The organism is Pseudomonas sp. PSKL.D1 (genome assembly GCF_028898945.1).
GTDB lineage: Bacteria > Pseudomonadota > Gammaproteobacteria > Pseudomonadales > Pseudomonadaceae > Aquipseudomonas.
Map to the genome: position 1 here is coordinate 2,686,726 of NZ_CP118607.1, position 21,651 is coordinate 2,708,376.

At 60.0% G+C, this 21,651-nt stretch carries 14 protein-coding genes and 3 pseudogenes; 16 read left to right on the plus strand and 1 reads right to left on the minus strand.

All coding sequences use genetic code 11. From position 1 onward, the window contains the following. Positions 1-178: 178 nt before the first annotated feature. From PVV54_RS11900 to PVV54_RS11935, 8 genes and pseudogenes are all read left to right on the plus strand, one after another. Positions 179-2,554, plus strand: a pseudogene (locus tag PVV54_RS11900) (RHS repeat-associated core domain-containing protein); the annotation flags it as partial. A gap of 4 nt (positions 2,555-2,558) precedes the next feature. Then, positions 2,559-3,155, plus strand: a complete 597-nt coding sequence (locus PVV54_RS11905; RefSeq protein WP_274910126.1) for a hypothetical protein — start codon at positions 2,559-2,561, stop codon at positions 3,153-3,155. 152 nt (positions 3,156-3,307) lie between these two features. Further along, positions 3,308-5,392, plus strand: a pseudogene (locus PVV54_RS11910) (RHS repeat-associated core domain-containing protein); the annotation flags it as partial. A 380-nt stretch (positions 5,393-5,772) separates the two neighbouring features. Continuing rightward, a complete protein-coding gene (locus tag PVV54_RS11915) occupies positions 5,773-6,234 on the plus strand; it encodes a phosphotriesterase (RefSeq protein ID WP_274910127.1) in 462 nt (153 codons plus the stop codon). A 118-nt stretch (positions 6,235-6,352) separates the two neighbouring features. After that, positions 6,353-9,859, plus strand: a complete 3,507-nt coding sequence (locus PVV54_RS11920; protein ID WP_274910128.1) for an RHS repeat-associated core domain-containing protein — start codon at positions 6,353-6,355, stop codon at positions 9,857-9,859. Between the two features lie 13 nt (positions 9,860-9,872). Beyond that, entirely contained in the window at positions 9,873-10,256 is a 384-nt protein-coding gene (locus tag PVV54_RS11925) for a hypothetical protein (RefSeq protein WP_274910129.1), read from the plus strand. A 25-nt stretch (positions 10,257-10,281) separates the two neighbouring features. Next, positions 10,282-10,836 (plus strand): annotated as a pseudogene (locus tag PVV54_RS11930) (type IV secretion protein Rhs); the annotation flags it as partial. A 34-nt stretch (positions 10,837-10,870) separates the two neighbouring features. Further along, the gene (locus tag PVV54_RS11935) at positions 10,871-11,218 is read left to right on the plus strand and encodes a hypothetical protein (RefSeq protein ID WP_274910130.1); all 348 of its coding nucleotides are present in this window, start codon (positions 10,871-10,873) and stop codon (positions 11,216-11,218) included. Between the two features lie 178 nt (positions 11,219-11,396). On the opposite strand, the gene PVV54_RS11940 is transcribed toward PVV54_RS11935, so the two are convergent. Next, entirely contained in the window at positions 11,397-11,693 is a 297-nt protein-coding gene (locus tag PVV54_RS11940) for a hypothetical protein (RefSeq protein ID WP_274910131.1), read from the minus strand. A 247-nt stretch (positions 11,694-11,940) separates the two neighbouring features. On the opposite strand from PVV54_RS11940, the gene PVV54_RS11945 reads away from it, so the two are divergent. From PVV54_RS11945 to PVV54_RS11980, 8 genes are all read left to right on the plus strand, one after another. Further along, the gene (locus PVV54_RS11945) at positions 11,941-12,291 is read left to right on the plus strand and encodes a hypothetical protein (RefSeq protein WP_274910132.1); all 351 of its coding nucleotides are present in this window, start codon (positions 11,941-11,943) and stop codon (positions 12,289-12,291) included. Positions 12,292-12,442: 151 nt separating this feature from the next. Then, a complete protein-coding gene (locus tag PVV54_RS11950) occupies positions 12,443-13,618 on the plus strand; it encodes a M20 aminoacylase family protein (protein WP_274910133.1) in 1,176 nt (391 codons plus the stop codon). An 81-nt stretch (positions 13,619-13,699) separates the two neighbouring features. Then, positions 13,700-15,010, plus strand: a complete 1,311-nt coding sequence (locus tag PVV54_RS11955; protein WP_274910134.1) for a citrate-proton symporter — start codon at positions 13,700-13,702, stop codon at positions 15,008-15,010. Further along, the gene (locus PVV54_RS11960; protein ID WP_274910135.1) at positions 15,007-16,464 is read left to right on the plus strand and encodes an amidase; all 1,458 of its coding nucleotides are present in this window, start codon (positions 15,007-15,009) and stop codon (positions 16,462-16,464) included. The genes PVV54_RS11955 and PVV54_RS11960 overlap by 4 nt, the downstream gene beginning before the upstream one ends. Before the next feature lie 68 nt (positions 16,465-16,532). Continuing rightward, a complete protein-coding gene (locus tag PVV54_RS11965) occupies positions 16,533-17,306 on the plus strand; it encodes an IclR family transcriptional regulator (protein ID WP_274910136.1) in 774 nt (257 codons plus the stop codon). A 54-nt stretch (positions 17,307-17,360) separates the two neighbouring features. After that, positions 17,361-18,017: an ABC transporter ATP-binding protein gene (locus PVV54_RS11970; RefSeq protein ID WP_274910137.1), complete on the plus strand. Its 657-nt coding sequence runs from the start codon at positions 17,361-17,363 to the stop codon at positions 18,015-18,017. Beyond that, positions 18,014-20,473 (plus strand): ABC transporter permease, encoded by a 2,460-nt coding sequence (locus PVV54_RS11975; RefSeq protein WP_274910138.1) that lies wholly within the window; start codon positions 18,014-18,016, stop codon positions 20,471-20,473. Before PVV54_RS11970 ends, PVV54_RS11975 begins: the two co-directional genes overlap by 4 nt. Next, the gene (locus tag PVV54_RS11980; protein WP_274910139.1) at positions 20,463-21,527 is read left to right on the plus strand and encodes a lipocalin-like domain-containing protein; all 1,065 of its coding nucleotides are present in this window, start codon (positions 20,463-20,465) and stop codon (positions 21,525-21,527) included. Before PVV54_RS11975 ends, PVV54_RS11980 begins: the two co-directional genes overlap by 11 nt. Positions 21,528-21,651: the final 124 nt, after the last annotated feature.

The following is a 21,651-nucleotide window of genomic DNA, read 5'->3' on the forward strand; positions in this document are numbered from 1 at the left end:
TGGATGAATTATAAAGCTCGATTGATAGTGCGCGTAGCTAATGTTCCAGCTTGGCTGTGACTGTATTATGCAATGGTAATGTTTTGATTGGTTGCAAATTGATCTTTAAAATCTCATGAGTGATTGGCTGAGACGAAAGTTTCAGCCAGTCAAATTCAGCTTCGGCAACGCCCTCTGTCTGGGCATTCATGATGGTTTGCCGCACAACATCATCAATGCCAACTTCAAGTCCAAGTACCTGTGGTGGGATGCCCACACCCAGGTCGAGCGCTTTGACCACTGTTCGGGCAAGAGCACCCTCTACCGCTACGACGACCGCCAGCATTTGGTCGCCGTTACGGACGCGCTAAACCAGACCACCACGCTGGAGCGCAAACCCGACGGCGAAGTGCTGCGCATCAGCCACCCGGACGGCACGGCGGAAACCTTCAGCTACAACGTCTACGGCCAGGTGCTCAGCCACACCGACGGCAAAGGCCAGACCACCCGCCTGCTGCGCACCGCGCGCGGCCTGCCGAGCAGCCGCCAGGATGCCAAGGGCCAGCGGGTGCGCTACGAGTACGACAAGGCCATCCGCCTGACCGCGCTGGTCAATGAAAACAACGCGGCTTACCGCTTTGCCTATGACGCCTCCGACCGGCTGAGCGAAGAAGTGCGGGTGGATAACCTGACCCGGCGCTTCACCTACAACGCCGGCGGCCACCTGACCCGTCTGGACGAAATCGGCTACGGCGAAAACGCCGAACGGCCGGAGCGCAGCACCGATTTCGAGCGCGACCCCATCGGCCGCCTGATCGCCAAACTCAATCACGATGGCCGTCAGGATTTCCAGTACGACATCGCCGACCGACTGCTGAGCATCCACCGCCAGCCAACCGGCCTGGCCAAGCAAGTCGGTATTACCGAAGAAACGCTGGCCTACACCTACGATTTGCTCGGACGGTTGACCGAGGAAATCACCCCCGACGGCATCCTGAAGTACGAATACGACCCGCTCAGCAACCTGACCACGCTGACCCTGCCGGATGGCCGCCAGGTCAACCATCTGTACTACGGCAGCGGCCACCTGCACCAGCTGAACGTGGACGGCCAGGTGATCAGCGACATGGAGCGCGACGACCTGCACCGTGAGGTGTACCGCACGCAGGGCAAGCTCACCAGTTGCTTCGGTTACGACGCCATGGGGCGCAAGGCGTGGCAGTTTGCTTCAACGTTGCCGGCCGACAAGCTGTCGCAGGTGCACAACACCGGGATCAACACTTCGTTGCTGGTGGAGCATGCGTATAACCCGATTCACCGCCGTTACCAGTACGACCCGGCCGGGGAATTGGTACGCACGCTGGACAAGCTGCGTGGCGAGATCAAGTACAGCTACGAAGCCAACGGCCAGTTGCGCAGCCGCGACACCGGCTCATTGATCGGCAGCGAAGAGTTCCGCTACGACGCCGCAGCGAATCGCCTGGACTTCAACGCGCGGCAATTCGACAAGGTCAAGGACAACCGGATCAAGCAATGGCGCGATCAGGAGTATCGTTACGACCCGTGGGGCAACCTGATTGAGAAAAGGTCGGGGCACAGCAAGCTGCAGCACTTCCGTTATGACTGCGAGAACCGGCTGGTGCAGGCCGAGACATGGGTAATGGGGAAGCTGGAGAGTACCGGGCATTACCGCTATGACAGCCTCGGGCGGCGGGTGGCCAAGCACGTTGAAGTGAAGGGGCAGATCGAGCAGAAGCGCTTCCTATGGCAAGGGCTGCGGATGCTGCGGGAAGAGACGCCCGGGCAGAACATCCTGTACCTGTACGAGCCGGGGAGCTATGCGCCATTGGCTCGACTGGATCAAGCGGAAGGGGAAGCGCAGAAGGTCTACTACTTCCATACTGACCAGATTGGGACGCCGCTGGAACTGACGGACAGTGACGGTGAGATCGTGTGGCAGGCGACGTATCGGTCGTGGGGAACGGTAGAGAGTCTCGCAGTCGGTGAGATTGAGCAGAACCTGCGTTTTCAGGGGCAGTACCACGATGCTGAAACGGGGCTGCACTACAACACGTTCAGATACTACGATTCTGAGGTTGGTAGGTTTGTGACGCAGGATCCTATTGGGATAGCTGGTGGAGATAATTTATATAAATATGCTCCGAGTCCAGTTGGATGGATTGATGTACTAGGGCTGTCATGTAATTCTGACGCTAAAATGCTTCGAAAAAACCTAGGTGCGAGTCCTCAAGGTGGAGGACAGTATGATGCGCACCACATTGTAATGTCGAACTCTAAGGATTTGAGAATGGATGCATTGAGGGAGAAAATGGAAGGGTTCGACATAGATATAAATGATAAGAGGAATGGGATCTGGCTGCCAAATACTGAGGCGGCTAGAGTTCCTGGGACTACTGCTACGCCGCACAAAGGAGCAGGTGTCCATGGGAATGCTTACAAACAACACGTATTTGATAAGCTCTCATCAACGAATACTCGGGATGAGTTTTTGAGCGCTCTTTCGGATATCAAGCAATCGCTATTCGATGGCGTTACATTTAATACGGCTAGGTAAAAATATGACGATAGAAAGCTTAGAGCGCTTTAAGGAAGAAATTACGGGGAAGTTGCGGGATAGCTCCTTCACTTCTACTTTTTTAGCTTGTGAAACTGATTTCACTAGTATCGCATGGTCAAAAGGTCCAGCTTTTAATTTAATACCATTCGAATTAGAGATGTCCGGGGTGGCCCCGTGTAAATTAACAAGCAAGGAGCCGTTGGCGAAGAAGTATGTTCATAAGCATTGCTATCATGAAGGCAGGCTTTTCAAGGTTGATATTTATGATGCTAAAGGTCAGGTTTATGAGTGGGAATATTATATTTACGGTGAGGGGCGAGTATATTCTTTGAAGATTAATCGTCATAATGAAATTGGTTGGTTGAAGGCTGTGGATCTGCAGGAGGGGCAGGTGGTTAGGGCCTGTCGGGTAGATTTTGACTCTGAGTTTTGGACGTTTGGTTATGAATGGGATAATGGTCGCCTGCAAGAGATTTTGACGCTTTCGTCGAATAGCCTGCCAGGCGTTAAGCTTTATCCGTCCTTTGTAAGTGATAATGTAATCGAAAGTTTGTATTTCTTGAGAGGGGATCAAAAAGTTCTTGTGTATAGTGCGTAGCTTATCTTTTGTTTTATTGTTAATCTGCTTCTGTGTTTGATGTGTTGGGCGTTTTAAGCGATTTCAGAGTTGGAGTTATCTCTGTACTAGTCCGATCTTTAACAATCTAGAGATTGGGTCTGAGGAGTATTGCTTAGACCCAAAGCTATTAACTGACTCGGTTGGGTAGCCAAGTCACCCACCCAGATGGCAGCGCCTAGGAGGCATGTCATGGTGGCAAGTGCAACCTGCTGGCCGAGTACCTCAACAGCGACGACGGCCTGCCGCACACCATCATCGACGCCACCTACAAGTCCAAATACCTGTGGTGGAACACCCTGGCCCAGGTCGAGCGCTACCAGGACTGCTCCGGCAAAAGCACGTACTACCGCTACGACGAGCGCCAGCACCTGGTCGCCGTCACCGACGCGCTGAACCAAACCACCACGCTGGAACGCAAACCCGACGGCGAAGTGCTGCGCATCAGCCACCCGGACGGCACGGCGGAAACCTTCAGCTACAACGTCTACGGCCAGGTGCTCAGCCACACCGACGGCAAAGGCCAGACCACCCGCCTGCTGCGCACCGCCCGCGGCCTGCCGAGCAGCCGCCAGGACGCCAAAGGCCAGCGGGTGCGTTACGAGTACGACAAGGCTATCCGCCTGACCGCGCTGGTCAACGAAAACAACGCGGCTTACCGCTTTGCCTATGACGCCTCCGACCGGCTGAGCGAAGAAATGCGGGTGGACAACCTGACCCGGCGCTTCACCTACAACGCCGGCGGCCACCTGACCCGGCTGGATGAAATCGGCTACGGCGAAAATGCCGAACGGCCGGAACGCAGTACCGACTTCGAGCGCGACCCCATCGGCCGCTTGGTCGACAAACTCAACCAGGATGGCCGGCAGGATTTCGATTACGACATCGCCGACCGACTGCTGAGCATCCACCGCCAGCCCACCGGTACGGCCAAGCAACTGGGTATTACCGAAGAAACGCTGGCCTACACCTACGACGTGCTCGGACGGTTGACCGAGGAAATCACCCCCGACGGCGTGCTGAAGTACGAATACGACCCGCTCAGCAACCTGACCACCCTGACCCTGCCGGACGGCCGCAAGGTCAACCACCTGTACTACGGCAGTGGCCACCTGCACCAGCTGAACGTGGACGGCCAGGTGATCAGCGACATGGAGCGTGACGACCTACACCGCGAGGTGTACCGCACGCAGGGCAAGCTGACCAGTTGCTTCGGTTACGACGCCATGGGGCGCAAGGCGTGGCAGTATGCCTCGACCCTACCGGCCGACAAGCTCTCGCAGGTGCACAACACCGGCATCAACACCTCGTTGCTGGTGGAGCATGCCTACAACCCGATTCACCGACGTTACCAGTACGACCCGGCCGGGGAATTGGTGCGCACGCTGGACAAGCTGCGCGGGGAGATCAAGTACAGCTACGAAGCCAACGGCCAGTTGCGCAGCCGCGATACCGGCTCATTGATCGGTAGTGAAGAATTCCGCTACGACCCGGCAGCGAATCGTCTGGACTTCAACGCGCGGCAGTTTGACAAGGTCAAGGACAACCGGATCAAACAGTGGCGTGACCAGGAATACCGCTACGACCCGTGGGGCAACCTGATCGAGAAAAGGTCGGGGCACAGCAAGCTGCAGCATTTGCGCTATGACTGCGAGAACCGGCTGGTGCAGGCCGAGACATGGGTAATGGGGAAGCTGGAGAGTACCGGGCATTACCGCTATGACAGCCTCGGGCGGCGGGTGGCCAAGCACGTTGAGAGAGACGGGCAGGTCGAACAGAAGCGCTTCCTGTGGCAAGGGTTGCGGATGCTGCGGGAAGAGACGCCCGGGGAGAGCATCCTGTACCTGTATGAGCCAGGGAGCTATGCGCCGTTGGCGCGGGTTGACAGCCAGGAAGGGGAAGGGCAGCGGGTTTACTACTTCCATACGGATCAGATTGGTACGCCGCTGGAACTGACGGATAGCGACGGCAAGATTGTCTGGCAAGCGACCTATCGGTCGTGGGGGACGATTGAGAGCCTGTCGGTCGATGAGGTCGAGCAGAATCTGCGCTTCCAAGGGCAGTACTCGGATGATGAAACGGGACTGCACTACAACACCTTCCGATTCTATGATCCTGAATGTGGGAGATTTATTACTCCAGATCCAATTGGGTTGGATGGAGGTGATAATCTCTACCGGTATGCGAACAATCCGATCAATTGGATCGATCCCCTTGGCTGGGTTCATGAATTAACCTCCGGGTACAATGTTTATGGGTTGTTCGATAAAGGTGCTGATAAACCATACTATGTGGGGATCACTGATGACCTCTCCCGTCGTAGGGGCGAACATGCAGGAACGGGGAGGTTAAGTCCGGGCGCAAAAATGGTGCCTCTCGATAAAAATATTACCTATGGGGAAGCGCGAGGTTTTGAACAGGCCTACATCGAACACTATGAAACAAAAACAGGCGTGATTGGGGAGGAAATTTCGCGCAAAAATAGAGGGAACAAAATTAACTCTTACGATCACGCGAATACGACGAGAGCTCCAGCTCGCCAAGCTAATTTTGAAAATAACTTCAACAGTAAGACAAAAGCGTTGAAAGGAGGTTGTGGATGAGTACGTTTGAGGTGTATGAGTGGGACAAAAAAATTAAGACAAGTCTGAAGAAAATACGAAGTGGGGACATTTTCTGCTTTGCACTGAGTGGCCAAAAATTTGGTGTAGGTCGTATCATGACAAGAAATAGTCTTGGTCATGTGGCAGAGATTTTTGAACAAAAACTCAGCCGTCCTGTCGTTAAATCACTTTCCTTTAGTCGAATGGGTGAACCTGTTATTTTGGACTCGTATTCGCTTTTCGATCGTAAAGCTGAAGGTGATTGGAGGATTGTCGCTCATGATCTGGATTATCAACCACCGAGCGATGAGTCTGTGCGATTTGTATACGGTGTTGCCAATAATGTAAGGCTTGTTGATATCTTCGATGATGAGACGAATTTGATTGGGAGTAAAGGTGATTATCCAGATTACTCCCCAATGGGGGATGAGGATGTGAAAGAGCATTTTAATATGTAGCTCCGTACTTAGGTCCGTTCTTTAATAATTTCGATTGCCTCTGGCTCCGTTGATGTTTAAATGGGGCCAGCTCTGACATTTTTTTCTGACTCATAGGTTGCGACTTCTCCTCCTATGAGTGCATGACGCTACCTGCGATTTGGTCGGCAACCCGGTCGACCTCACCACCGGGCGCAAACTGATCCCCGATGAAATCGACTTCAGCCTGCCCGGCCTGATGCCCATCGAGTGGTCACGCTTCTACGCCAGCGACCTGACAGTAAACAGCGTGCTCGGCCAAGGCTGGGTATTGCCCTGGGAGCAGAGCCTGCGCCGCCAGGGTGCATTCATCTATCTCACCGACAACCAGGGGCGTGAAGTCCCGTTCGTGACCCTGCAACCGGGCGAGCGCATCTACAACCCGCACGAGCAGGTGTACCTGGTGTGCACCGAGGGCGGCCACTACCTGCTGCAAACCCTCGACAACCTGTTCTTCTACTTCGGCGAAGTGCCCGACACCAACACCGACGTGCCGCTGCAGCGCATCGAAAACGCCCTCGGCCATTTCCTGCACTTCACCCGCACGGCAAAGGGCACGCTGACCGACATCAGCGCCACCGGTGGCACCCGTGTGCACCTGCACTACGACCACCCATTGGGCCGCCTGACCGAAATCAAACGCGTGGTCGACGACCAGGCCGTCGAAACACTCACCCAGTACCGCTACGACGAACACGGCCAACTGAACGCGGTGATCAACCGCAACGGCGACACCGTGCGCAGCTTCAGCTACGCCGAAGGCCTGATGCTCAGCCACAGCAACGCACTGGGCCTGGGCTGCCACTACCGCTGGGAAACCCTCGGCGACAAGCCCCGGGTGGTCGAGCACTGGACCAGCGACGGTGAGCATTACCACTTCCGCTACGACCTGGACGCGCGCACCAGCTGGGCCACCGACGTGCTCGGCCGCGAACTGCACGTGCAGTACAACGCCGACCACCGCGTGATCGCCAGCCGCGATTACGGCGGCGAACGCTACGCCATCGAGTTGGACGAGCAGGGCAACATGGTCGGCCTGGCCCTGCCGGACGGCAACCGCCTGCAATTCAAGTACGACGAGTTCGCCCGCCTGCTCGAAGAGACCGACCCGCTCGGGCGCAAGATCGCCTATGAGTACCACCACCTGACCACGCTGGTGACCCAGGTCACCTACCCGGGCGGCAGCACTTGGCAGGCGAGCTACGACGACAAAGGCAACCTGCTGGCCGAAACCGACGCCCTCGGCCAGATGACCGAGTACCTCAACAGCGACGACGGCCTGCCGCACACCATCATCGACGCTACCTACAAGTCCAAGTACCTGTGGTGGAACACCCTGGCCCAGGTCGAGCGCTACCAGGACTGTTCCGGCAAAAGCACGTACTACCGCTACGACGACCGCCAGCATTTGGTCGCCGTCACCGACGCGCTAAACCAGACCACCACGCTGGAGCGCAAACCCGACGGCGAAGTGTTGCGCATCAGCCATCCGGACGGCACGGCGGAAACCTTCAGCTACAACGTCTACGGCCAGGTGCTCAGCCACACCGACGGCAAAGGCCAGACCACCCGCCTGCTGCGCACCGCCCGCGGCCTGCCGAGCAGCCGCCAGGACGCCAAGGGCCAGCGGGTACGCTACGAGTACGACAAGGCCATCCGCCTGACCGCGCTGGTCAACGAAAACAACGCGGCCTACCGCTTTGCCTATGACGCCTCCGACCGGCTGAGCGAAGAAATGCGGGTGGACAACCTGACCCGATTGGACGAAATCGGCTACGGCGAAAATGCCGAACGGCCGGAGCGCAGTACCGATTTCGAGCGCGACCCCATCGGCCGCTTGGTCGCCAAACTCAACCAGGATGGCCGTCAGGATTTCCAGTACGACGTTGCCGACCGCCTGCTGAGCATCCACCGGCAGCCCACCGGTACGGCCAAGCAACTGGGTATTACCGAAGAAACGCTCCAATACACCTACGACGTGCTCGGACGCTTGACCGAGGAAATCACCCCCGACGGCGTCCTGAAGTACGAATATGACCCACTCAGCAACCTGACCACGCTGACCCTGCCGGACGGCCGCAAGGTCAACCACCTGTACTACGGCAGTGGCCACCTGCACCAGCTGAACGTGGACGGCCAGGTGATCAGCGACATGGAGCGCGACGACCTGCACCGTGAGGTGTACCGCACGCAGGGCAAGCTCACCAGTTGCTTCGGTTACGACGCCATGGGGCGCAAGGCGTGGCAGTTTGCTTCAACGTTGCCGGCCGACAAGCTGTCGCAGGTGCACAACACCGGGATCAACACTTCGTTGCTGGTGGAGCATGCGTATAACCCGATTCACCGCCGTTACCAGTACGACCCGGCCGGGGAATTGGTACGCACGCTGGACAAGCTGCGTGGCGAGATCAAGTACGACTATGAAGCCAACGGCCAGCTGCGCAGCCGTGATACCGGCTCATTGATCGGTAGTGAAGAATTCCGCTACGACGCAGCGGCCAACCGGCTGGACTTCAACGCGCGGCAGTTTGACAAGGTCAAGGACAACCGGATCAAGCAGTGGCGGGATCAGGAATACCGCTACGACCCGTGGGGCAACCTGATCGAGAAAAGGTCGGGGCACAGCAAGCTGCAGCATTTCCGCTATGACTGCGAGAACCGGCTGGTGCAGGCCGAGACGTGGGTGATGGGGAAGCTGGAGAGTACCGGCCATTACCGCTATGACAGCCTCGGGCGGCGGGTGGCCAAGCACGTTGAGAGAAACGGGCAGGTCGAGCAGAAGCGCTTCCTGTGGCAGGGGCTGCGGATGCTGCGGGAAGAGACGCCCGGGCAGAGTATTTTGTACTTGTACGAGCCGGGGAGCTATTCGCCGTTGGCCCGACTGGATCAATCGGAAGGGGAAGGGCAGAAGATCTACTACTTCCATACGGATCAGATTGGGACGCCGCTGGAGCTGACCGACAGCGAGGGCAGTATCGTTTGGCAGGCGACGTATCGGTCGTGGGGGGCGATTGAGAGTTTGGCTGTTCGAGAGGTCGAGCAGAATTTGCGCTTCCAAGGGCAATACTTGGATGGCGAAACCGGGCTTCACTACAACACTTTCCGTTACTACAATCCCGAGGTGGGGCGTTTCGATACGCAAGATCCAATCGGTCTGACTGGCGGAGCAAATCTATATCAGTATGCGCTAAATCCAACTGCCTACATAGACCCACTGGGGCTTTCCTTTGGCTCAGGCAAGGGAACGCATAATGCTATTGCTACACTGTATGATAGCAACGGTAATGTAAAAGCAACTGGCATTTGGCAAAGTGGTAACATGACACCCGATGAGGCAGCACTTGGCTTCCCCAAGAGCACTCTTGCTACCCACACAGAGGCGAGGATAACCCGAGAGTTGAGTCCACAAGCAGTGCCAGGCGATAGGCTAGTTATTGAAGGTGAATATCCGCCGTGCAACAGTTGCAAGGGCAAGATGAACGCGTTTAAAGGCGCGACCGGCGCCGATGTAGAGTACAGGTGGCCGTCGAGTGATGGCGCGTCAACTGAAGTTTGGAACGGTAAAGCCAAGAAGACACAAAAAATATCTGGGTCTGGATGTAGTTAAAATTGAGGGTTCTATGAATGTTTTCGAAGCTTCTAGCATAAAATGTTACGAAGAAGATGGGGTGCTCGTTGTTGCTGTTGGCGATGACCCTGTCGATCCTCGCAATTATATGATCATTACCCGCTTGGATGATGAGGATAATTTAACTGTTGATGATGGTATAGGGTTTCAGACTGCAGATGCACAGTATGAAATGGCGGGCGCCATTAAGAAAGTTTTGTTAGATGAAAATGGATTGAGGGTTGACGTGAAGCCAGAGTTTGTTGGTCATTTTGGAGGGGTGACTACTTGTGCTAAGTTTAATAATCAAACTCTATGCCAACATGCGCATATTGCTTACCTGCGAAATGCATTGCGGGCTATATTTGATGGAAGTAAAATCGAATTTGTTTGCTAAGGCGTGATAACTGATGACTCTCAGAAATCTGGTCACACTGAAACTGGATGATCAGGCAATCAGCGACATGGAGCGCGACGGTATGTGCCACTAGCAGGGCAAGCTCACCAGTCGCTTCGGCTATGACGCCATGTGCCGCAAGGCGTGGCAGTTTGCGTCAACGCTGCCCGCCGACAAGCTGTCGCAGGTGCACAACACCGGCATCAACACGTCGTTGCTGGTGGAGCATGCATATTACCCGATTCACCGACGTTACCATTACGACCCAGCCGGTGAACTCGTCCGCACGCTGGACAAGCTGCGCGGGGAGATCAAGTACGACTACGAAGCCAATGGCCAGCTGCGCAGCCGCGATACCGGCTCATTGATCGGCAGTGAAGAATTGCGCTACGACCCGGCAGCGAATCGTCTGGACTTCAACGCGCGGCAGTTTGACAAGGTCAAGGACAACCGGATCAAGCAGTGGCGCGATCATGAAAACCGCTACGACCCGTGAGGCAATTCGATCGAAAAAAGCTCGGAGCATAAGTGGGTTCACGGCAAGGGCTGTAGATACTACGTGAAGAACCGCCTAGGCAGAATATCCCAGAAATGTTAAGACAGGAGTGTATTTTATGACTGATAGAAAATTCGTGGATGCGATATTTTCAGAGCTTTTCGAAAATAATTTCGTGCAGTACAAGAACTCACTCACAAAGCCAGTTAATGGCGAAACGGATCCATATGCCAGAGCGCGGAGCTCGCTAGCGCTTTTGAGTGATGATCAAAAGATGGATGTTGTAAATTTTCTTCGGGTAGTTATAGCGGACACTGCATCTGTTTTGCTCGGCACCCTGGATGGTGTTCATTTTCCTGATAATTTTGAAGGTGAAATTCAAGTAACTTTCAATGGCGAGGAAATTCAAGGGGATTTGCAGGATATGTTTATAGAAAGAGCTCAAGAAGATGGAGTCTATAATTAGTGTTTCAGCTCTCTTGCGATCCGCTGTATCTGAAATGTTGATTTTTGATGAGCAAAATATTGATCTTAAAATCTTGTAGATGATCGGCTGAGACGAAAGTCTGGCCAATCAGTTTCGGCCAAGATAACGACCTCGTTCCGGGCCTCCACATGCCTATGCCATGGCGGAGCTCCTTGGCTCAAATCCTTTTGAAAGTATCCCATAGCAATTGCCGGATCTCATCAAGCTCGATATTAGCCGCAACCCGCTCGGCTGCGCTCCCAGCGTCAACATAAACATCCGAGAACCCGCATTTCGTACCTGCCAAGGCTCTATACGTGGCAGCTGCCTCTTCCCAGGCTTTGCCCGCTTGAGTGGATGAGGCTTGGAGTTTGTTGATAATCGAGTCTATCCCGCCATCGAAGTTGTAGCAGCGCTCCTGATGATAAATGGCTTTTAGCGTTTCCAGCCTTTTGATGATTTCGTCGCGTTTCATCACTGTCAATCTCTTTTGGCACATTCTGAGCGCTCAGGACTTGCACATTTTCCGTTGAAGCATCTGAAGCGCTCGCGAACGTCGGCCGTCATTAATGCCTGAACACCTGATTATGCATCGATCCAACACGCTTGGGTTTCAACCATTCCCCCCGATTGCGCGTCAAGCCCTTAAGGGCTCGGCCTGTTCGTTGTAGGCTACCTCCAAACTCGGCCACGCCACAGATTCAATTTAACCAAGGATCCCCATGCCCCCAAGGACGACCAAACGCCCCACCAAACCCAAACACCCCGGCGGCGCCGTCCACGACCACCTCGTGGAAATGGACTTCTGGGTAAAATGCGCCTACCTCTTCACCCCCGCGTTCCTCGCGCTATTGGCAGGCACCCACGCCATACTCCTGGCGATGTTCATCTACCCGGTCATCAGCGCGGTCTACTTCATCCTGCGCCACCGCTACCTGAAAAACGCACCGCCCGACCTGCTCAAACACGTAGTGCCCTGGAGCCACATCTACGAGGGCCGGAGCATTTCCATGATCATCCTGATCCTGTGGGCGATGGCCTGCGCCTACGGCCTGTTCAACCATTTCCGCTAGCCATCGCAAATTCGGTTCCACACTGCGGAACCACATTCGTTTGTACTCCCTCGCCACTCGCGTTTATCTGTGGCCAAGCACGACCTGCCTTACCCGTCGTGATCTCACAGCGAACAACAAGAACGGGACCACCCGCGCGAGGAGATTCCACATGCAGCACCATCAGCACATCCTGGCCTGGCTCAACGACGTGGCCAGCGACCTGCACGCCATCCGCCACGATATCCACGCCCACCCTGAACTCGGTTTTGAAGAAAGCCGCACCTCGGCCCTGGTGGCCACGCTGCTGCAAAAGTGGGGCTACGAAGTGCACACCGGCATCGGCAAAACCGGTGTGGTCGGCGTACTGCGCAATGGCAGCAGCCCGCGCAAGCTGGGCCTGCGCGCCGACATGGACGCGTTGCCGATCCACGAGGCAACCGGCGCTGCCTATAGCAGCCGCCACCAGGGGTGCATGCACGCCTGTGGCCACGACGGGCACACCACCATGCTGCTGGGGGCGGCGCGTTACCTCGCGGCAACACGGCAGTTTGATGGCACGCTGACGCTGATCTTCCAGCCGGCCGAAGAGGGGCAGGGTGGGGCCGAGGCGATGCTGGTCGATGGGTTGCTGGAGCGCTTCCCGTGTGATGCGCTGTTCGGCATGCACAACATGCCGGGCTTGCCCGCAGGCCATTTGGGGTTCCGTGAGGGGCCGATGATGGCCTCCCAAGATTTGCTGACGGTCACCATCGAAGGTGTTGGCGGCCATGGCTCGATGCCGCACCTGACCGTCGACCCGCTGGTGGCGGCGGCCAGTGTGGTAATGGCGCTGCAAACGGTGGTGGCGCGCAACATCGATGCGCAGGAAGCAGCGGTGGTGACCGTGGGCGCGCTGCTGGCCGGTGAGGCGGCGAACGTGATCCCGCAGCAGGCGCTGCTGCGCCTGAGCCTGCGTGCGCTGGACGCCAAGGTGCGGGCGCAAACGCTGGAACGCGTGCGGGCCATCATCACCCAGCAGGCCGAAAGCTTTGGCTGCACCGCCACCATCGAACACCGCCCGGCCTACCCGGTGCTGGTCAACCACGCGGCGGAAAATGCCTTTGCCCACCAAGTGGGTGTCGAACTGCTGGGCGCCGACGCGGTGGACGGCAACACCCGCAAGCTGATGGGCAGCGAGGACTTTGCCTGGATGCTGCAGCGCTGCCCCGGCGCGTACCTGTTCATCGGCAATGGTGTGCAGCGGCCGATGGTGCACAACCCCGCCTATGACTTCAACGACGACATCCTGCTGACCGGCGCCGCCTACTGGGGCGCGCTGACCGAGAGCTGGCTCAAGCCGGCCTGAGTTCTTCATTCACGACTGCCGCCAGGCCCCGGGCGCACTCGCGCCTGGGCGATCACTCAACAGGTTTGTGGAGAATTCCCCATGCAGATTGCACACACAGGCGCGTCGCGTACCCGGCAAGTGGTCGCGGCGGTCATCGGCAACGCGCTGGAGTGGTATGACTTTATCGTGTACGGCTTTCTGGCCAGCATCATCGCCCGCCAGTTTTTCCCTTCCGACGACGAGTACGCATCGCTGCTGATGGCCCTGGCCACCTTTGGCGTGGGCTTTTTCATGCGCCCGGTGGGCGGGGTGTTGCTGGGCATGTACTCCGACCGCAAGGGCCGCAAGGCGGCCATGCAGATGATCATCCGGCTGATGACGGTGTCCATCGCCATGATCGCCTTTGCCCCGAATTACCTGGCCATCGGCATGGGCGCGCCGCTGCTGATCGTGGTGGCGCGCATGCTACAGGGCTTTGCCACGGGCGGTGAGTACGCCAGTGCCACGGCGTTTCTGGTGGAAAGCGCACCGGCACACCGCAAGGGCCTGTACGGCTCGTGGCAGTTGGTGGGGCAGTGCCTGGCGGTGTTTTCGGGGGCGGGCATGGTCGCGCTGGTCACCCACCTGTGCAGCCCCGAGGCGCTGGACAGTTGGGGCTGGCGTATTCCGTTCGTGATCGGCTTGCTGATCGGCCCGGTGGGGCTGTGGATTCGCAAGCACATGGAAGAGCCCGAAGAGTTTCTGGAAGCGCGCGCCCAGGCCAAAGGCCAGGCACCGGGCCTGCTGCAGGTGCTGCGTGAGCACCGGCGCAGCCTGCTGGTGTCGATGGGGCTGGCCTGTGGCGCAACGGTGTCGTTCTACGTGGTGCTGGTGAACATGCCGACCTTTGCCCACAAAAACCTCGGCCTGCCGCTGGACCAGGTGCTGCTGGTGCAAATGCTGGCGGTGGGCCTGATGACCGTGGTCATCCCCTTTGCCGGGGCGCTGTCGGACAAGCTGGGCCGTCGGCCGGTGCTGATGGCCTTCACCTTGGCGTTTTTCGTGATGGTTTACCCGCTGTATGTGTGGGTGGCTGCCGCGCCGTCCATTGAGCGGCTGCTGGTGATGCAACTGCTGCTGTGCACGGCCATTGGTGGCTTCTTTGGCCCGGCACCCACTGCGCTGGCCGAGCAGTTCCCGGTGGAGGTGCGCTCCACCGGTGTGTCGGTGGCCTATAACGTGGCGGTGATGGTGTTCGGCGGCTTTGCCCCGCTGATCGTCACCTGGCTGAGCAAAGTGCTCGGCACCCCGGTGGCGCCCTCGTTCTACGTACTGTTCGCCTGCCTGCTGACGCTGCTGGGCACCTATTGCCTGAAAGAGGCGCCGCGTGCCGGCAAGGCCGGCGCCTTCAACCTTGGAGTAAAACCGTGAAGCCATTAGCCATCGACCCGATCGTTGCCCTGGATGCCGAGGCGTTGTCACAGGCCATCCATGCCCGTGACGTGTCGTGCCGGGAGGTGATGCAGGCCTACCTGGCGCACATCGAACGGTTCAACCCGCAGGTGAATGCGCTGGTGTCGCTGCGCGACCAAGGCGTGCTGCTGGCCGAGGCCGAGGTGTGTGACCGCGAGCTGGCGGCGGGCCAGTCGCGGGGCTGGATGCATGGCATGCCCCAGGCGATCAAGGACCTGGCCGCCACGGCCGGGCTACGCACCACGCTGGGTTCGCCGCTGTTTGCCGAACACGTGCCGGCGCACGATGCCATCAGCGTGGCCCGTGTGCGGGCCAGCGGGGCACTCATCGTGGGCAAAAGCAACGTGCCGGAATTCGGGCTCGGGTCGCAAAGCTACAACCCGTTGTTCGGCACCACCACCAACGCCTACGACCACAGCCGGGTGGCCGGTGGCAGCAGCGGCGGCGCGGCGGCTGCACTGGCCATGCGCCTGCTGCCGGTGGCCGACGGCAGCGACATGATGGGGTCGCTGCGTAACCCGGCGGCGTTCAACAACGTGTACGGCCTGCGCCCGTCCCAAGGCCGTGTGCCGTATGGGCCGGCGCCGGAGCTGTTTGTGCAGCAACTGGCCACCGAAGGGCCGATGGGCCGCAGCGTGACGGACGTCGCCCGGCTGCTGACGGTGCAGGCCGGGTACGACGCGCGGGCGCCGCTGTCGCTCAACGATGGCCAGCCAGACTTTGCCGCTGGCCTGCAGCGTGACTTCAAAGGCGCGCGTATTGGCTGGCTGGGCGACTACAACGGCTACCTGCCCATGGAGGACGGCGTATTGGCGCTGTGTGAAACGGCGCTGGCCGATTTTGCGGAACTCGGCTGCGAAGTCGAGGCGTGCCAGCCGGGCTTCGACCTGGCAAGGCTGTGGCAATGTTGGCTCACGCACCGCCACTTCCTGGTGCATGGCAACCTCGGCGCGGTCTATGCCGACCCGGCAAAGCGCGCGCTGCTCAAGCCCGAGGCGCAGTGGGAGGTGGAGGGCGGCCTGCAGTTGCGTGCGGCGGATGTGTACCAGGCTTCGGTGGACCGCAGTGCGTGGTACCAGGCGTTGAACAGCCTGTTCCAGCGTTACGATTTCCTGCTGTTGCCGTCGGCCCAAGTGTTCCCTTTCGACGCACAGCAGCCGTGGCCACAGGTGGTGGGTGGGCGCAGCATGGACACCTATCACCGCTGGATGGAGGTGGTGGTCGGCCCGACACTGGCCGGCTTGCCCAGCATCAGCGTGCCGGTGGGTTTCAACGCCGCCGGGCTGCCGATGGGCCTGCAAATCATAGGCCCGGCGCAAGCCGACCACGCCGTGTTGCAACTGGCCTACGCCCATGAGCAACTGACCCGCTGGGTGCAGCGTTGCGCCCCGGCATGCCTGCAAACGCAGTAAAGCGCTGGGCAGGCCCGTATCTTGCTGGGCATGATGACCATCCACGCACAGACAGGGAGGTCAAACCCATGGGTACAACGGCAGAAGGCGGTGGCGTGCGCTCGGTGGAGCGGGCCCTGGAGATTGTCGAACTGCTCGGTGAGCACCAGGCCCTGGGGCTGGAGGAGCTGCATTACCTCACCCACCTGCCCAAGGCGACGGTGTCGCGCATGCTGGCGACACTGCAGGAGCAGGGCTGGGTTTACCGTGGCCTCAGCGACCGCCGCTACCGCTTGTGTGCTCGCCGCCTGTTTGGCGACCGCCAGCAGCGCTTCAAGCGCCAGCTGGTGGAGCGGGCTGCACCGTTGCTGCTGGAGCTGAGCGAACGCACCGGGTTGGTGGTGGACCTGTCCTGCTTCGATGGCCAGCGGCTGGAAGTGATGGAAAGCGCCATTCCGCAGGTGCTGCGCAAACGCTACCCGACCAACTGCCAGATCGTTGGGCAGCATGCCAGCCTGTTTCACTCGGCCATGGGCCGCGCGTGCCTCAAAGAACTGGCGGCGGAGGAGGTGCAACGCCTGGCCGCGCAAGAGCGCCAAAGCGATGAAGCCTGGCAGCACGGTATCGAAACGGACGCCCTTAACGGCTTTGGTCAGCGCACGGAAGGCCATTGGGAATATCCCGTGCGTTTACCGTTTCTGATCCGGGCCATTGCCTTGCCGGTGCGGGCAGAAGGGAGGTTGGCCGGGAGCATCGCCTTGCACTGGCCGGTGGACCAGGCACCCGTGGAGCGGGTGTTGGGGCTGCATCTGAACAGCTTGGCGGCGACGGTGGGCGCGGTGCAGCATGCGTTGGTGAACTAGGTAGCCCGCAAAGCTATACCTAATGTCAGCCCCCTGACAAAAGACCCAAACCCCATGCTGGCCGTCGAACAGCTGCACAAATCCTACTCAACCGCCCAAGGCCCGCTGCAGGTGTTGCGTGGCGTAAACCTCACCCTGGCCCGTGGCAGCAGTCTGGCGCTGATGGGGGAGTCCGGCAGCGGCAAAAGCACCTTGCTGCACCTGCTGGCCGGCCTCGACCGTGCCGACAGCGGGCGCATCCTGATCGACGGCCAGCCGCTGGACAACCGCGGCGAAACCGCGCTGGCCCGTTGGCGGCGGGAGGGCATCGGCCTGGTGTTCCAGCAGTACAACCTGATCAGCAGCCTCGACGTGGCTGCCAACCTGGCCTTTCAGGCGAGGCTGGCGGGGCGCCATGACCCGGTGTGGGCCGCGCACCTGGCGGCGCGCTTGGGGCTTGGCGACCTGCTGCAGCGTTACCCGGAGCAATTGTCGGGTGGCCAGCAGCAGCGCCTGGCCATTGGCCGGGCGCTGGCCGGGCGGCCCGGGCTGGTGCTGGCGGATGAACCCACCGGCAGCCTGGACGAAGCCAGCAGTGACGAAGTGCTGGCGTTGTTCCTGCAACTGGTGCAAGAGGCCGGCAGCAGCGTATTGATGGTCACGCACAGCCCGCGCTTGGCTGCGCGCCTGCAACAGCGCTGCGTGCTGCATCAGGGGCAAGTGGCCGCATGAACCGCTGGTTACTGGCGCTGCGCGCACTGGGCAGCCATTGGTGGCGGCACCGGCTGCAATGCGTCGGCATCTTCACCGGTTTGTGGTTGGCCACTGCCTTGTGGGTGGGCGTGCAGGCGCTCAATACCCAGGCACGCAGCAATTACGCCCAGGCCAGCGCATTGCTGGGCGGGCCGGGCAGCCCGCAGTGGGTGGCCCGTGACGGGCAGCGTTTTGATCAGGCCTTGTATGTGCAACTGCGCCGGCAAGGCTGGCAGGGCACGCCGGTGCTGGAAGGGCGCGTGCGCGTGGCGGGCGAGCCACAGCAATCGCTGAGGCTGATTGGCGTTGAACCGCTGAGCCTGCAACCGGGCATGGCGGTAGCCGGCGCAAATCTGGAAGCATTCGACCTGCAAGCGTTTATAGGCACGCCCGGGCAGGCGTGGGTCGGCCCGGACACTTTACGCCAGCTCAATGGCCGTGCTGGCCAACAGCTGGCCACGGTGGACGGGCAATTACTGCCGCCCTTGACGCTTAACGAGCAACTGCCACCGGGGGTGGTTGTGGTCGATATTGGCAAGGCGCAAACGCTGCTCGGGGCTCCGGGCCAACTGACGCGGCTGATCGGCAGTGCAGGGCAGCCAGTCCCGGCCCCGCTGGCCGAGCACTTGAAGCTGCAGCCACCCGGTGACGAACAGGACTTGCAACGCCTGACCGAAAGCTTTCACCTGAATCTCACCGCACTTGGCCTGCTGGCGTTCGTGGTCGGCCTGTTCATCGCCCATGCGGCCATTGGCCTGGCACTGGAGCAGCGCCGGGGACTGATCCGCACGTTGCGTGCCTGTGGCGTCAGCCTGAACGTGCTGCTGGCCGCGCTGGCACTGGAGCTGGGCCTGTTTGCGCTGGCGGGCGGCGTGGCAGGGGTGGCCGCTGGCTACCTGATGGCGTCGTGGCTGCTGCCTGATTATGCATCCGGCCTGCACGGGTTGTATGGCGTGCAGGTCGCCGGGCACTTGCACCTGCCGCTGCACTGGTGGTTCACCGGCCTGGCGGTGAGCCTGTGCGGTGCGCTGCTGGCGGGGGCGGGCAGCCTGTTGCGTGCGGCGCGCCTGCCATTGCTGGCGTTCGCGCAGCCCCAAGCCTGGCGCCTGGCGCAACGGCCCTGGCTGCGACGCCAGGCGTTGGCCGGGCTGGTTTTGCTGGCTGCTGCCTTGGCCTGCGCTTACCTGGGCAACAGCTTGCCGGTAGCGTTCACGTTGTTGGCTGCCTTGTTGCTCGGCGCCGCATTGTTGTTACCGGGGCTGCTGGCGGCCCTGCTGGCCGGGCTTGCCCGCTTTACCCGCCGCCCCCTTGCGCAATGGTTCGTGGCCGACTGCCGGCAACAGTTGCCTGCGTTGAGCCTGGCACTGATGGCTTTGCTGCTGGCACTGGCCGCCAGTGTCGGGGTGGCGGGCATGACGGAAGGGTTTCGCCGCACCTTCATTGGCTGGCTCGACCAGCGCCTGGCCGCAGACCTGTACATCACGCCCCGGGACACGGCCCAGGCGCTGCTGATCGAGCAGGCCATGCGCCATGACCCTGCCGTGCGCGCCGTGCTGCCCAGCTGGCGTGTGGAGTGGCGCGTGCAGCAATGGCCGGTGCAGGTTCAGGGCGTGATTGATCACCCTTTTTATTGCGACCATTGGCCATTGCTTGAGCAGGCGCCGGATGCCTGGCTGCAATGGGCGACTGGTAGCGGGGTGATGGTCAGCGAGCAGCTGGCACGGCGTCTTGGGCTAGGCATCGGTGACCGCTTGCCATTGCCCGGCGAGCCACCGCAGGCGATGACGGTGGTTGGCATTCATGCCGACTACGGCAACCCCAAAGGCCACGTGCTGGTAAATGCCGGCTGGTTGCACCGCCACGCGCCGGGCGCCAACCTCACCGGGCTGGGGTTGATGCTGCAAGCCGGGCAGGCTGCAAGGGTCGGTGAGCAGCTGCGCCAACGCTTCAACCTCGACGAACAGCAGGTCGTCGAGCAGGCCACGCTCAAGCGCTGGTCGACACAGGTGTTCGGCCGCACCTTCGCGGTTACCGCCGCCCTCAACAGCCTGACCTTAGGGGTGGCGGGTGTGGCCTTGTTCATCAGCCAGCTCACCCTTGGCCAGCGCCGGCTGGGCCAGTTGGCACCGTTGTGGGCGTTGGGCGTGCCGCGGCGCTGGCTGGCGTGGCTGTGCCTGGGGCAAACGCTGATGCTCAGTGCGTTCACCGTGTTGCTGGCAATCCCGTTGGGCCTGTTGCTGGCGTGGTGCCTGGTAGCGGTGGTCAACGTGCAGGCTTTTGGCTGGCGCCTGCCGTGGCATGTGTTCCCCGTGCAGTTGGCCCAGCTGGCCGTGCTGGGCCTGGTGACCAGCCTGCTGGCCAGCGCCTGGCCGCTGTGGCAGCTGGCGCGCAGCCAGCCGGCGGCTTTGTTGCGGCAGTACGCCAGTGAACGTTAAGGCCGCGTGGCTGCTCGCCTGCCTATGGCTTGCGGGGTGTGAGCCACCTGCGCCGCCGGCCCAGAGCTATGCGGGCCTGGGGGCAGACGCGGCCGATTTCGAACAGGTCATTCCCAACGTGCCACTGGTGTTCCCCCATGACCACGGCGCCCACGACGGTTACCGCATCGAGTGGTGGTACGTCACCGCCAACCTTGCCGATGCCCAAGGCCGTGACTGGGGTGTGCAATGGACGCTGTTCCGCTCCGCCTTGCGCCCCGGGCCGGATGTACCAGGCTGGGCCAGTTCCAACCTGTGGATGGGCCACGCGGCGTTGACCGGGCCCGGCAGCCATCAGGTCAGTGAAACGCTGGCGCGCGGCGGTATCGGCCAGGCGGGTGTGGTAGCCCAACCCTTCCATGCCTGGATCAACGATTGGGCACTGCAAGGTGTCGATGGCATTGGGCGATTACAGGTAAACGCCAGCGGCGAGGGATTCGCCTACCGCCTGACGCTCAACAGCAACCGGCCATTGGTGCTGCACGGCCAGCAGGGATACAGCGAAAAGTCCGGCAAGGGGCAGGCCTCGTACTACTACAGCCAGCCGTTCTACACCGTCAGCGGCGAGGTGGAGCGAAACGGCCAGCGCATACCCGTCACCGGGCAGGCCTGGCTTGACCGGGAGTGGAGCAGCCAGCCCCTGGCGCCAGGCCAAAGTGGCTGGGACTGGTTTTCGCTGCATTTGAGCAACGGGGCCAAGCTGATGTTGTTTCAAGTTCGGGAGGACCGGGGCCACCCTTACCGCGCCGGCACCTGGGTCAGTACCAAAGGCGAGGTGCGGCCGCTCCAAAACACGGAAATCGAGCTGTTACCGCTGGCTTACACGACTCAGCAAAACGGCAAACGCCTTCCAACCCGTTGGCAGGTACGGTTACCTGCCGAGCATGTGGATGTGCAGGTCGAGGCAGTGCAGCCCAATGCATGGATGGGCACCCGCTTCCCGTACTGGGAAGGGCCGGTGCGCATCAGCGGTAGCGCACAGGGCCGAGGTTATCTGGAAATGACCGGCTACTGAGGCCTGGGCCTGGCAAACATCACCCGGCGCGCCCTGGATGGTCTAGTCTGAAGGGGGCTTGTTCCTGCATCGAACCGCTATCTGACAAAAATATCAGTAGCAGCAGTTCCGGGAATGGCGCATA